This is a genomic window from Brachyspira pilosicoli (genome assembly GCF_036997485.1).
Lineage (GTDB): Bacteria > Spirochaetota > Brachyspiria > Brachyspirales > Brachyspiraceae > Brachyspira > Brachyspira pilosicoli_C.
Genome location: NZ_JAWLPU010000003.1, coordinates 120,790 through 135,669, shown reverse-complemented (window position 1 = coordinate 135,669; position 14,880 = coordinate 120,790). Strand labels below are relative to the sequence as shown.

The window sequence follows — 14,880 nt, the reverse complement described above, 5'->3', positions numbered from 1 at the left end:
ACTCCGTTATTAATTTCTATTACTTATTAGACCATTCAATAAGCTCATCCAAATTTTTATCTGTCAACTGACTAATATTTCCCATAATTTGAGTATTTAATGTCATTTGAGCTGCTGCTTCTAATACTTCCATTTTATCAAAAGCTGATAATAAAGTATTTCCTACAGTAGTAATACCATGGTTTTTCATAATAACAACATTTGAAATTTTTAATCCTTCACATACAGCTTCAGATAAGCCGTCAGTTCCCATTAATATATATGGAGCATAAGCTATTTTTTTTAAAACAACAAAAGCCTCTCCAGTTAAATTAATATTTATTTTCTTATCCATAGCAGCAAAACTAGTTGCAGTAACAGGGTGGGCATGTATTATAGCTTTTATATCATCACGAGTTCTATAAGCGCTTAAATGCATTCCTGTTTCTATACTAGGCTTTAAATGAGGTGTAAGATTTTCTCCGTCAATAGTCATAAGACCTATTTGTTCCGCTTTTATAAAACCTTTATCTAAACTAGATGGAGTAATAATAATATGTTTTTCATCTAATCTAGCACTCAAATTTCCTCCTGAACAAGTAGTTAATTTTTGCTTATATAATCTTCTCATATAAAAAGCTAATTCTTCTCTTTGTTCTAAACATTCTTCATATTTCATAATGTAAAACTCCTTATAATAATTTAAATTTATTTAATATGTTTATTTTTCTTTCCCATTCTATTTTATATAAATTCCTTAGATTTTTGTATATCTGAAAATATTCATTATAAAATAGCGTATTCTTCTCATTCGGATATATCTCTATGGTTTCATTTTTAAAAGCATCTAATGCTTCTTTTAAAGTTGAAAATACACCAGTAGCCATACAAGCAGATACGGCCGCTCCCTTTGCCCCTAACTCTTTTGATTTAGAAATAACTATAGGAACCCCCATACAATCAGATATAATTTTAGCTAAAATTGTACTATTAGCGCCTCCTCCCATTAAAAAAATCTTTTTAGGTATATAGCTTTGAAAACAATCTTTAATGGAGAATGCTATACCTTCGTATATAGCTTTTAATAAATCCCACCTAGTTGTATTTTCGTTTATTCCAAAAAAACTAGCCCTCGCATTAGTATCCAAAAAAGGAGCGCGTTCACCAGAATTTTTTATATACGGATGATATATTACTCCATTTGAGCCCATTGGTATATCTTTTATTTTTTCATCTATAAAATCATAGAACTCTCTTTTATTTTTCAATATGTTTTCAACATCTGAAAATAATGTATTAGTTATCCAATCTATATTAGGAGTACCAGCCATATTTCCTACTATAGAGACATACTTTTCGCCATCTCCATAACATAAATAAGATACAGAATCTTCTAATAAATTAAAAGAATTAGATAAAAATTCATTAACACAAGATGTACCTAAAATAGAGCAAACATCGTTTTCATATAAAGCCCCAGCTCCTATACATGATGATATAACATCTATATACCCTGCTGATACACTAATACCTTCTTTTAATCCTGTCATGTATGCTGCTTCTTTAGTTATACTTCCAGCAACAGAGTTAGAATTTATTAAATTAGGCATCAAACGATAATATTCAGAAATATTCAGCATATCGAATATCTCTGAAGATACTTCTTTTTTTCCTAAATCTAAAAGCGAAGTCGAAGTATCTGTTTCCTCAATAAAAAATTCTCCTGTTAATTTATACCTTATCCAATCTTTACAAAATAAAGCATACTTAGCATTATCCAGAGATTTTTTATCATTAATAGATAACCATTTTATTATGAAACTCATCGCACCTGGACATGGCAAAGAGCCAGTTATAGATTTATATTTTTTTACCTGCTCTTTTGATACATCATTAATAATTGATGATGCTCTTGCATCATTCCATAAAATAGCAGTTCTAACAGGTTTCCCTTTATCATCAACTAACCAGCAGCCTTCTCCCTGCGCAGAAAGCCCAATACCTATTATATTTTTATCCCCTATTTTTCCTATTAGATTCCTTATTACAATACATAAATTATCCCATAAAACATTCATGTCTTGCTCATATATTCCATTGGGCAATTCTATTATTTCATTTTTTTTCCTAGATATTTCTATTTCTTTACCATCTAAAGAAAATAAAACAGCTTTTATTTCAGTTGTGCCTATATCCAACCCTAATACAAAACTGTCCATGATACCTCCTTACCATACCTCTATTTTATTTTGCTAAATAAGGAATTTCTTTCTTACATATATAAGCTTCTAAAGATTCTATAACCATTTTACTTTGATGTATAACAACATCTTTTGAAGCACCAGCTATATGAGGAGTTAATATCAATCCTTCTATATTATCTAACATAGGATCATAAGAAGATAATGGCTCGTATGGAAATACATCTAAAACAGCACATCTAATCTTTTTATTTTTTAAAGCTTCTATTAAGGCATCATTGTCAATTAATGTACTCCTAGCTGTATTAATAATAATAGAAGAATCTTTCATTAAATTAAAATGTTCTTTTTTTATTAAATACTCGTTACTAGATTTAGCATGCAAGCTTATAACATCAGATTCTTTTAATATATCTTCAAATTCCATATATGAAGCATTAAATTTATGAACTATTTCTTTTGGTATATATGGGTCATAAACACATATTTCCATACCTAATGCCATAGCCTTTTCAGCTACTTTTTGTCCAATAAATCCAAAACCTATAAGCCCTAATTTCTTACCTATTATTTCATTACCGCTAAATTTATAATAAGGCTCATATTTCAAACTAGGATGCATCCAAGCTACATCTTTTTTATTTCTATCAACTTTATCTAATGGCAAATCTAACGTACATTCTTTATTTTTCAAAGCCAAAATAGAATCAGGTATATTTCTCATAGAAGATATAATCATAGATATTGTGTACTCAGCTACAGCATTAGCATTTCTTCCTGGAGTATGTGTTACTATTATTGATTTATTTTTGCAATATTCAACATCAACATTTACAGGATTTCCTCTAGCGCATATTATAAGCTTAGTATTTTTTAGTATATCTATAACTTTTTTGGTTACAGGAGCAGAATTTACTATTAATACTTCAAACTCTTCTTTTGAAAGTATATTTATCATATCATCTTCAGTAGGATCTGCTTCTTGTCCTATAGCTGCGCCGAAATTCTTAACATTTCCTATAGATTGTAATTTATTTTTTTCGTTTTCAGTAAGAACAGCGAAATTTATTATATTAATTTTTTCCATTTGTACTTATATCCTTTACAAATTGTATTTTATTAAAAAACACAAAATAAATAATTTTTATTAAAGATTTTTGCTAAAAGAAAATAATTAGTAAAAATCTTTAACCTCAGATGAAAAATATTCTTCCAAATTATACGGTGAATAAATTCCTTTATCAGTAACAATTGCACTAATCAATCTAGGAGGTGTAATATCAAAAGAAGGATATATTCCTTTTACTCCGTCTAATGTATTTTTTATTCCTCTGTAAGACAATACTAAAGAAGGATCTCTCTCTTCTATAACAATATCTTCGCCTTTTAATTTATCTTTATCCGGTATGCCTGTTACATAATATGGGATATTAAATTTTTCAGATAAAATAGCAGCTTGAAAAGTACCTATTTTGTTTGCTATATGGCCATCTCTAGTTATAGAATCAGCAGCAGAAGTAAATATATCTACGTATCCCTTATTCATAACATAAGCAGTCATATTATCTGTTATTACAGTAACATCTATACCGCTGTCAAAAAAACATGAAGAAGTTAATCTAGCCCCCTGAAAATATGGTCTCGTTTCAAGACAATAAGCTTTAAAAGTCTTATTTACTTTTTTAGCTGTTCTGCACATCATACCAATTATAGTTTCACCAAAACATTGAGTTAATACAGAAGAATTATTTGGTATTAAACTAACTAAATATTTAGAAACCTCTTCCATTATAGTATAACGTCTATTTAAAGAGGCTATAGCATCTTCAAAAATAGCTTCTTTTACATCTTTACCATTTTTTAAAGCATTTTTAGCAACTTCTAAACATCTCTCTGTAATAAGTCTATATCTATTTGCTGTAGTAGGTCTAGAATTAGATATCACCTCTGAAGCTTTTGTTAAAAACTCAATCTGTTTTTTTTCACTTTCATTTTCAACTTGACTTGCTGCTAAAACCATTCCCATAGAACATGCAGTATATGGGCCAGCACTTTGAGTAACCATATCATATATAGCTTTTGCTACTTCTTCATAGGAAAAACACTCTACAAATTTAATTTCTGTAGGATACGCTCTTCTATCTAAAATACGAACTTTTTTATCTTCATACCAAGCTACATTTTCATATCTAAGTAAAAATGGCAAATCATAATCTTTTCTTTCCATTTTTGATATTCTCCAAATTATTCATATACAAAATTAAATATTTTTGTTAAATCTTTTCCTTCTTCTATACAATCTTTATTCTCTATCAACATAATAGCAGTCTTTATTAATGTTCTTTCCATTTTCAATTTTTTATCACTTAATTCTACACTGGAAACTTCCATTACTTTAGAATCTCCAACTGTTCTCCTAATAATCTCAGTACCTGCATATCCAATAGAATCTGATATTATTGATTGTATATAATATTCCTTAAAATATTTATTTTTATAAAGATCGAAAGTCACTATTTCATCATACTTTTTATTAAGTGATATTTTTACTTTATCAAAAGTATCTTCTATAGTAGTTTTTATCCATTTTAAGAAATTAGAATTATCAGAAAAATAAGATTTATTTGCCAAAGAGAAGAATAAGTTTCCTATAACATTTCCTATATCATAGCCTATAGGTCCATAGAAAGCAAATTCAGGATCTATTACCTTTATACCTTTATGATTAATAAAAATAGATCCAGAATGCAAATCCCCATGAATTAAAGCTTGTGCATAATTCATAAATCTATCTCTTAGCTTACAAACATCAAACTTTAATTTTTCATTTTTATATAGAAACTCTTCTACAAATTTTTCTTGCCCTTTAGAAATAATATTCCTATTTTTATAGTTATAATACGGCTCAGTTAAAACTAAATCTTCTGTAATATCACATAATTCTTTATTTATAAAAAGTTTCACATTATCTTTTTTTTCGGCCCTATCCATAACTAAATCTGTTGTAGGCAAAAGAACATTAGATAAAAACAAAGATATCTCATCAGCAAAATTATCAAAAGTCTTTTCTTCCATCAATTCTTTTCGCATATTTTTATATTCAGATATATCTTCCATAGATAAAGCATGCATTTTTTCATCATATAAAAATATCTTAGGAACATGATTAGGAGATAATGATCCTTCTATTTTTAATATTTCCGCCTCTATTTTATTTCTAAGAACATCTAATGGTCTTCCTGAAGATCTTAAAAAGTTATCTGATTGTTTTACAACTATTGATTTATTTGTTGTTTTACTAGTAACTTTAAATACATAATTGATATTTCCATCTCCTATTTCCACAGCCTCCAAATCTTCATCTTTAGCAAAATATTTAACTACATCTTTACAGTATTCTTTCACATCTTCAGTATTCATTAAAAAATGAGAATCAAATCTTTCCATTTTAGTTTACATCCTCTTTTTTATTTATTTTTTTTAAAGAAATGCGGATAACCTATAATTATTTCTATAATACCAAATATTATCATAAGTATACAATACCAAACATAAGGCATAATAGAAATTGGAGATATTTTTGCTAATCCTCCAGCAACTAATAATTGTCCAGCAAATGGTGATATACCATTAAAAGCAGATGAGAATAAATCTAATATACTTGCTGTTCTTTTTCTAGATATACCAAATTTATCTGCTATATTAGCTGCAATAGGTCCTGCTGCTATTATAGAAATAGTGTTGTTAGTAGTAGATACATCTATAAGACTAACCAAAGCAGCTATACTTAACTCTCCGCCTTTTGAAGTTTTTGTGTTTTTAGATAAAGTATATAATAGCCAATCTATTCCACCTAAATATTTCATAAGAGCTACCAAACCACCTACAAATATAGCTATTACAGCCATATCTTCCATTCCAAGCATACCATTATGAATTATTTTGAAAGACTCTACAAAAGTGAAACTGCCATTAAATATACCTATAAGCATAGCTACGATAACACTTATACTCATAGTAATAACAACATTGATACCAACTAAAGATAAACCTATAACAGTAATATATGGTATTATATTAATTATAGAAAAATCACTATGGTTTCCTAAGTCTATAGCTCCAACAGGATGGAATACTAACAATATAAAGTTTACTATAATAGCAGGTAATACCATCAATATATTCTCTTGGAATTTTGATTTCATACTTACTTCTTGTGTTCTAGTAGCTGCTATAGTTGTATCAGAAATAAAAGATAAGTTATCACCAAACATAGCACTTCCAACAACTACTCCAGCTATCAATGGCATATTAATATCAGTTTTATTAGCTATATCTATAGCAATAGGCATCAAAGCAGATACAGTACCCATTGAAGTTCCCATAGCAAAACTTAATATACATCCTATAATAAATAAACCAGGTAATATTAAATTAGGCGGTATAATGCTTAATCCAATATTAACAATAGATGATACAGCACCCATTTTTGAAGCAACACCTGAAAAAGCACCTGCTAAAATAAATATCAAAACCATCAAAATTAATGTTTTTTCTCCACCGCCTTCACAATACATATCAACTCTGGTTTCAAAATTTTTCTTTTCAGCTTTTTTATTGTTCAATAATAATGCTACACCAGAAGCTATTAGAATACCAACCATAAGTGGCATGTTTTCAAAACTTCCAGTATATAAGCCAGAAAACATATAAATTACCAAAAATACTATTAATGGTATTAATCCCAAAAAACTTCCTTTATTTTTTTCTTCCATAGGAGTCTCCTTTTTTTTATATTCACTAACTAAGTATAGTAATAATAATTGAATTATCAAGGAAAATTTGAGTTTTTTTAAAATTTTATTGAATATTTTTGAATAAATTTGAGTAAAATTGATAAAATTATATATTTTTGTTCAAAATCAATGCTTTATTACTAAACAATTAAATATTATTATATCAATAACAGTATTTTTATAATTTTTAAAAAAACAAAAATTATTCTAAATATTACAATTAGAATACTTATAATATAAAAAATACAATATTAAATTATCAAACTTCACAATATAAATGATATTTATTATAAAAACAAATTGAATTTTAAATAAATTTTAATAATTTATATAAATATTTATTAAGCTCAACTTATATCATAAAAAATAATATTATAAAAAAATAAATACTATTGAGCTAAAATATTTATATTAAACTTAATAAAAAAGTCATAAAAAAATCAAATATAAAAGCTCTCGCAAACTAAAAATCTATCTTTGCCGCATAAATCTTTTTTTACAATTACGTTTTTTATATTGAAATTATTACAAATATCAATTAATGCTTCGCCTTGATTATAACCTATCTCAAAAAAGAAAGCTCCATTATAATTTAAATATTTTCCTATTACATTTAAAAAACTCTTGTAAAAATCAAGCCCATCATATCCAGAATATAATGCATTTTGAGGCTCAAAGTCTAAATCTTTTTGAAGAAAATCCTTATCCTTCAAAGCAACATAAGGAGCATTTGAAACTATTATATCAAATTTTGTTTGTGGTGTAAAAATTAAAGCATTGTCATTTATTGTGTTTATTAATTTTTCATCACCTAATATATTAATAGCATTTTTTTTTATCACTTCAAAAGCACCGCTGCTTATTTCAACAGCTGTAACAGATATATTTTTATTTTGCTCTATAAACATTTTTTTTAATGTTATTGCTATGTTTCCGCTTCCGCCTCCAATATCGCATATAGAGACATTATTCTTATCTTTCGTATAGTCTAATACTAAATCAACAAGCTCTTCAGTTTCTGGTCTTGGTATTAATACATTGTTATCTACATAGAAATCAAACCCATAAAACTCTTTTTTATTTATAATATAAGAGATAGGCTCATAATTAAGACGTCTTTTAATTAATTCTTCTATATTATTAATCTCTTTTGCAGTTAACTCTCTTAATGCCTCAGTTATCAATTTAGTTTTATTTATATTTAAAACATGCATTATAATAGTTTGTGCTTCTATATATGAAATTTTATAATCATTATTTATTTTCTCTAAAGTTTTAGCATATTTTATTGAAGCATTATTTATATTCATTTTTTATTATTTAACCCTATTAAACTTTCTGTTATTAATCAAGCCTGATATTATATGATTTTTTGATTTATCATTAGCAGTTAATATTTCATTAACATCATCTATAAAATCTTGGAATTCTCTATTACAGCAAAGTTTATGCATAGTATCTATATCTAAATAAGGTCTTTTTTTGGCAGAAAATATTATCTGAGAATCTTCAGGATTATAATAATCTAATTTTATAACACCAACTCCAAAAGACTGATTTAATCTTTTTAGCTCTTCAATCAAATCTATATCATTTTCATCTATTTCCATAGCTACAAGCCAAGCCTCATTAGCCCAAGAAGAATTTGATAATGTCTGAAAATAATATTCTGTAATATTAGCAAGTGTCAAACTCAATTTTAACTCATACGCATAAATTTCGGTTGTAGGTATATTTATATTGTTGAATAAATTTAATACTGATTTATTAATATAATCTTTAAATGTAACACCAACCATATCAGGAGTACCCCATTTCATTTTTCCTTTTAGGTTTGTATTTGCAGCATTAGCATTTATAGTTTTAGAGTATATTTTCATATTGTATAAATAATTAGTGAGAGGAGCATGTAAATCTTCTTCTAATATCTTTTTGGTATTATTTTCAGGAATTTCTTCTGAATATTCTTCATAGCTATTAATATCTAAATTTTTATTAGAATTGTTAATTTTGCTTTTTAAAAAGAATTTAGCCTTTCCAATTTTAACAAATATAGTAGTGTCAGGATTATATTTAATATCAGAATATATTTTTGAACCAATACTAAATTTCGGAGTTTTACTCATCTGGAAATCTGGATTATTTTGTCTGCCAGTTTCTTCTATTTGTTTATCATAACCTAATTGACAAGCTTTCTCCCATATTTCATTTGGTCTCATAGGGGCATCGCTTTGCTCTAAAACTCTTTTTGCCGCTTCATAATATGTCATAATAAGTAATCTCCTATATTGTTTTCTACATATATAATACAACATTTTTAATTAAAAATAAACAATATGTAAAAATTAGTAGATTTTATAAAAAATTATTGTATAATTTATATGTCTCTTTATTTTTTAAAAAAAAATTACTATACTATAGATAGACATATTTTTATAACTTTTTCAAAGTACTAACGATAGCTAAAATTTATAAAAAATTAATCGAAAATGTATAGTAGTAAACTTAAAAAGTTAGAGTAATACAAATATTGAGGTTATTTTTTTATGAAAAAAATGCATAGTTTATCAGTAAAAGTTCCGATTATGGTTAGCTGTATTATAATAGTAACTATATTGGTATTATCTATAATTCTTACAATAGCTGCTTCGAGAGGTATTAGAACAGCTACTTTAAATGGTTTTCAAAATACTGTACAAGGTTATTCTTCAACTATAGAATTAGTGCTGCATGAACAGCGTGTTCTTATTGAAACTTATTCAAAAAGTGCTGCTTTTCAATCTTTTATAACAAACTACAACGATATAGAAGTGAAAAATAATTTAGAAAAAGTATTAAAAAACTACAATGATATCAACTATTACTCAACTAATACGGGTATTGCAACTGTTGATGGTAATATATTAATAGATAGTTCTGACCCTAATTTAGTAGGTGTTTCACTTGCTGATATACATCCTGAATTATATCAAAGTGTTATAAAAAATAATTATGATTTTGAGTTTGATAATGTTATAACAAAATCATTATCTACAGGAAAGAATTCTTTAATGCTAATGGGCGGTATAAAAGATGATATAGGAAATATACTTGGTATAGCATATATAAGTTTAGATATGGATAAAGTAAATAACTCATTTATTAAATCTTTGCCTCTTCAGGGAAGCGAAAGATTAACAGTAGCAAACCATGATAAAATGGTATTATTATCATCTGATGAAGAGTTTGTTGGAGTAACTTTATCTCCTGTATATGATGTCATAAAAACACAAGATAGCGGTATTATACCATCTTATAAAAGTGCCAATACAAAAACAGCAAGAACATCAGCATATAATGGTATAACAGGAGTGCCATGGTCTGTAATACTTGCTAAAGATGATTCTGATATATATAGTCAAATATATACTATTATCATAGAAGCTATAATTATAGGTATTATATTTATAATAATATCTTCTATTTTAGTACTATTATATATTAGAAGTATCACTAACCCTCTACAACAAATTATTCAAGTATCTAAAGAAATATCTAAAGGCGATTTAACAAATACAGAAAAAACAATACATCGAAAAGATGAACTTGGAGAATTAGCTGATTCATTTTCTACAATGCGCCAGGAACTTGTGGATATTATAATAAGAGTAAGAGATTCCGTAGAAAAAATTACAAACAGTGCTCAAGAGCTTTCACAGGGCAGTAATGACTTATCACATAGAACAGAATCGCAAGCTGCAAGTTTGGAAGAGACTGCAAGCTCTATGGAACAAATGGCTTCCACTATAAAATCTTCTACAGACCAATCTGTACAAGGTAATAGAATGATGGTTGAATCTAGACAGTCTATAGAAAGTGCTGGAGATATCATACTTGAAACTACAAAAAATATAGAAGAAGTTTATGAGGCTAGTACTAAAATTAAAGATATTACAAACATCATAGAAAATATAGCATTCCAAACTAATATACTTGCTTTGAATGCTGCTGTAGAGGCTGCACGTGCCGGCGACCAGGGTAAAGGTTTTCCGTTGTTGCTTCTGAAGTAAGGAATTTGGCTCAAACTACTCAATCTTCTGTAAAAGATATTACAAACTTAGTAGATAATGCTTATGATAAAATTAATAAAGCTACTGACTCAGCTAGAACTTCTCAAGAGATATTCAATGACCTTAGAGTAAAAATAGATGAAACTGCAAGAATAATGCAAGATATCAGTTCTACTGCTGTGGAACAACAAACTGGAGTAGACCAAGTTAATAGGGCTGTTGCAGATATGGATAGTGTTACTCAGCAAAATGCTGCTTTGGTAGAAGAATCGTATGCTGCTACTATGTCTTTATCTAATCAGGCTCAAGAGCTTTATGAGGCTATGAAGTTCTTTAAAATAGATAAAGAAGACTTAGAAAATAATAAGGAGTAATATAATAGTACAATCAGTAATAAATACCTTTAAAGTATTTATTACTGCGATAATAAAAAAATATTTATTTTTTATATATAGGTGCTTTTATGGAAATTATTTATCTTTATGCTTTAATTATTTTGGGTTTATTATTTGCCACATTAGTGCTTCTCAAAACAGTAATATTAAAAAAAGATAAAGTGAAAAAACCTAAAGCATTAAAAAAACGTATAGAAGAATTAAATAAAAGATTAAAACAAAATCAACATGATTATGATGCTATATATCAGCTTGCAAATATAGAAGAAGAATTTGGAAGCAAAGAAAAAGCAGTAAGTATGTATAAAATACTATTAGATGAGAATTTTTTTAACAGTAAAGAAAAAATAGAAATGTATAAAAAATTAGAACTCATCTGTGAAGAATTAGGAGATATAGAGCAGGCATTTAAATACACATTAATAATAAATAAAGAAGAGCCTGAAAACAAATATTATTATACAAAAGTAGCTCATACACTTGTAGAAGAAGGATATTACAAATTAGCGTATGAATATTATCATAGAGCCTTAGTATTAAAATCTGAATTCTCTATAGAAGATTTTAAATATGCTGCTTTTGCTTCTTTCCAAGTTAAGGATTATAAAAAAACTATTATTTATCTTGAAAAACTATACAAAAAAATGTGTAAGGATATAAACCAATATAAACTTGACATTGCTAAGTTGATGCAATCTTTAGTTTCTATATATATACTTTCTGATGAAATTAATATAGCTAAAACTTTCATAGAAGAGGCATTTATATATAAGGCTATAGATAGCGACAACAGACTTTATATGAATAAGATTTATTTATTTATATTGTATAAGTTGGACGATAATAAAAAATTTACTGAAATATATAATAAACTTATAGATATGTATAAAATCAATAATGATTCTATAGATATCGCTGATTTAATATTTGATTATGGATTTTACAGCTATTTTCTAAAAGATATAAAATCTGCCATTAACTATTTTAATATAATAAAATCTTTCAATATAGAATTGTATAATGTTTTTAATATAGATAATATATTAGAATATTTACGAAATGTAGAAATAGCTAATTCTCAGTTAACTAAACTCTATGAAGAGAAAAAAATATATGATTCAAAATATAAAAATGATAATTTTGAAAATTATATTAAAAAAGAATATATAGATAATTGGGAAAAAGCTATTAGTTTATGGGAAAGTTCATTCATACATTTAGATTATATATCCAATTTAGTAGAAACAAAAAAAACTATGAATATAGAAGAAGTATTAAAAGAATTCAAACTATATGATATAGTAAACCATAATGTACAAGAATACCAAAAAACTTCTGCTCCTTCCAATAAGATTGATAAAATATTTAATTTGAGCTTTTCAGATTTTAAAAAAATATGCCAAAATATAATATCATCAAAACTTTCTTATACTATAGTACAAGAATATATAGATAGTGCTGATAAAATTAAAGGAGATGAGATAGATTATTTGGCTTATAATAATAAAATGGCAAGAGTTGAACTTACTTTAATATCTTTTAGAAGATGGAAAAAAATTGATATAGGAGAATTAAGCATTAGAGATTTCTTTATGAAAGTGCAAGAATCTGGAGCTAAAAATGGAATATTAATTGTTCCTGCTGAATTAACCAAAAGTGCAAGAAGTTATGTATCGCATAATGAAAGTATTACAGTATATTCTAAGCATCAATTTAATAATTTACTTAAAGGTGAAATATTCTAAATTGATATTTTTTGGATTTGTATATTAGGATTTATTTATGGAAAATATATATATATATGTTTTTATATTCTTATTATTATTGCTATTTATAATAGCATTATATTTATTTATAAATAATAATATTTATAGAAAAAATAGCAAATCTATAAAAAATACTATTAACGAATTAAACAGCAGGTTATTAAAAAATCCAAATGATTATAATGCTATTTATAAATTGGCTCTAATTAAAGATGAAAATGGGGACATTCTTGATGCTTTAAAAAAATATGAGTTTCTTATGTCTGTTAATTATTTTGATGATAATGAAAAAATTAAAATGTATAAAAGAATGGAAAATATATGCTGTGAATTAAATTATAAAGAAGATACTTTTAAATATGATGTAATTATTACGAATTTAGAACCGACAAATATACATTATTTGATAAAAGTAGCATATACGCTATTTAATGAAAAAAAATATCAATTTGCATGCAATTATTTTAATAAAGCTACTATGTCTAGAAGAGAATTTAATATAGACGAACTAAAAGCTGCGGTGTATTCCTACTATAATATAAAAAATTACGAAAAAGTAATTACTTTCTTAGAAGATTTAGACAAAAGAATAGATAAAGATTCCATTAATTTTCAAAATGAATTAATAGAAATAAGAAAAGCTTTAATATATATGTACTTATTTACTGATAAACTTCAATATGCTACTGAATATATAGAAGAGCTTTTAAATAATAGCAGCAATTTAGATAAAAATTTGATAATTTATTATAATAGAATGTATTTATTTACTTTGCATAAGTTAGGAGATAAAAAAAAGTTCAAAGATGTATATAGAAAAATAAAATCTACATTAAAAACAGATGAATTAGAAACTATATATGAAGAATTAATTTTTGATTTTGGATTTTACTCCTATTTTTTAGGTTATATAGAAGATGCTATAAAATATTTTGAGGTAATAAATAAATTCAGTTCTAATATATCTAAAAATTACAAGCTAAATGAAGTTTTAGGATATTTATATCAAGTATATAGAGCTAATTTACAAGTTAATAAAGGAAATCGTAAATTAGATAATGTTTATGAGCATGAATATTATAAAGACTATATACAAAAGGAAAATTTGAATGAATGGGAAAACACTGTCGAAATTTGGGAAAATAGTTTTATTAACTTTGAATATATCAATACTTTAGTACCAAAAAATAATGAAAGCTCAATAGATACAGAAAATATATTATTAAGCTTAAAAATAAGTCATAATATTAAATTTGATAATAAAAACAAACTAAGCTCTAATAACTCAAATAATGATATTGTAGATAAAATATATAATTTAACTTTTAGTGATTTTAAAAAGCTATGTAAGAATATAGTAACTAATAAACTTTCTTATACTATAGTACAAGAGTTTATAGATAATCCTGATGATAATATAGATGAAGTAGATTATCTTGCTTATGATAATGAAACTGGAAAATATAATTTAACATTTATTTCTATTAAACGTTGGCATAATACTAATGTCGGAGAATTGATATTAAGAGATTTTATTGTAAAAGTAAAAGATTCTGGAGCAAAAAAGGGAGTATTAATAGTACCTGTAGAATTAACAAGCAGTGCTAAGAGCTATGCTATACACAGTGAAATTGTTACAATTTATTCAAGAAAACAATTAAATAATTTACTAAAGGGCACAATCTTTTAAATAA

10 protein-coding genes and 1 pseudogene are annotated in these 14,880 nt (G+C 26.0%); 3 read left to right on the top strand and 8 right to left on the bottom strand.

What is annotated here, in order from left to right:
- Positions 1-19: 19 nt before the first annotated feature.
- From R4I97_RS08570 to R4I97_RS08535, 8 genes are all read right to left on the bottom strand, one after another.
- Complete coding sequence (locus R4I97_RS08570; RefSeq protein WP_147732111.1) at positions 20-658, bottom strand: class II aldolase/adducin family protein; 639 nt, start codon at positions 656-658, stop codon at positions 20-22.
- Positions 659-671: 13 nt separating this feature from the next.
- Complete coding sequence (locus tag R4I97_RS08565) at positions 672-2,198, bottom strand: FGGY-family carbohydrate kinase (protein ID WP_157145607.1); 1,527 nt, start codon at positions 2,196-2,198, stop codon at positions 672-674.
- 25 nt (positions 2,199-2,223) lie between these two features.
- A complete protein-coding gene (locus R4I97_RS08560; protein ID WP_157145606.1) occupies positions 2,224-3,267 on the bottom strand; it encodes an NAD(P)-dependent oxidoreductase in 1,044 nt (347 codons plus the stop codon).
- Positions 3,268-3,354: 87 nt separating this feature from the next.
- Positions 3,355-4,407, bottom strand: coding sequence for an S-methyl-5-thioribose-1-phosphate isomerase (locus R4I97_RS08555; protein WP_335784638.1), 1,053 nt, complete (start codon positions 4,405-4,407; stop codon positions 3,355-3,357).
- A 17-nt stretch (positions 4,408-4,424) separates the two neighbouring features.
- A complete protein-coding gene (gene mtnK, locus R4I97_RS08550; protein WP_147732114.1) occupies positions 4,425-5,627 on the bottom strand; it encodes an S-methyl-5-thioribose kinase in 1,203 nt (400 codons plus the stop codon).
- 20 nt (positions 5,628-5,647) lie between these two features.
- The gene (locus R4I97_RS08545; protein ID WP_157145603.1) at positions 5,648-6,955 is read right to left on the bottom strand and encodes a Na+/H+ antiporter NhaC family protein; all 1,308 of its coding nucleotides are present in this window, start codon (positions 6,953-6,955) and stop codon (positions 5,648-5,650) included.
- Between the two features lie 461 nt (positions 6,956-7,416).
- Positions 7,417-8,286 (bottom strand): peptide chain release factor N(5)-glutamine methyltransferase, encoded by an 870-nt coding sequence (prmC, locus tag R4I97_RS08540; RefSeq protein ID WP_335784637.1) that lies wholly within the window; start codon positions 8,284-8,286, stop codon positions 7,417-7,419.
- A gap of 6 nt (positions 8,287-8,292) precedes the next feature.
- Positions 8,293-9,246: an HTH domain-containing protein gene (locus tag R4I97_RS08535; RefSeq protein ID WP_335784636.1), complete on the bottom strand. Its 954-nt coding sequence runs from the start codon at positions 9,244-9,246 to the stop codon at positions 8,293-8,295.
- A gap of 276 nt (positions 9,247-9,522) precedes the next feature.
- Between R4I97_RS08535 and R4I97_RS08530 the strand changes: the two are divergent.
- The 3 genes and pseudogenes from R4I97_RS08530 to R4I97_RS08520 all read left to right on the top strand — a co-directional run bounded on the left by R4I97_RS08530 (position 9,523) and on the right by R4I97_RS08520 (position 14,876).
- Positions 9,523-11,399: pseudogene (locus tag R4I97_RS08530) on the top strand (methyl-accepting chemotaxis protein).
- An 89-nt stretch (positions 11,400-11,488) separates the two neighbouring features.
- Positions 11,489-13,165: a tetratricopeptide repeat protein gene (locus R4I97_RS08525; protein ID WP_335784635.1), complete on the top strand. Its 1,677-nt coding sequence runs from the start codon at positions 11,489-11,491 to the stop codon at positions 13,163-13,165.
- 37 nt (positions 13,166-13,202) lie between these two features.
- Positions 13,203-14,876: a restriction endonuclease gene (locus R4I97_RS08520; RefSeq protein WP_335784634.1), complete on the top strand. Its 1,674-nt coding sequence runs from the start codon at positions 13,203-13,205 to the stop codon at positions 14,874-14,876.
- The last annotated feature ends 4 nt before the right edge of the window (positions 14,877-14,880 follow it).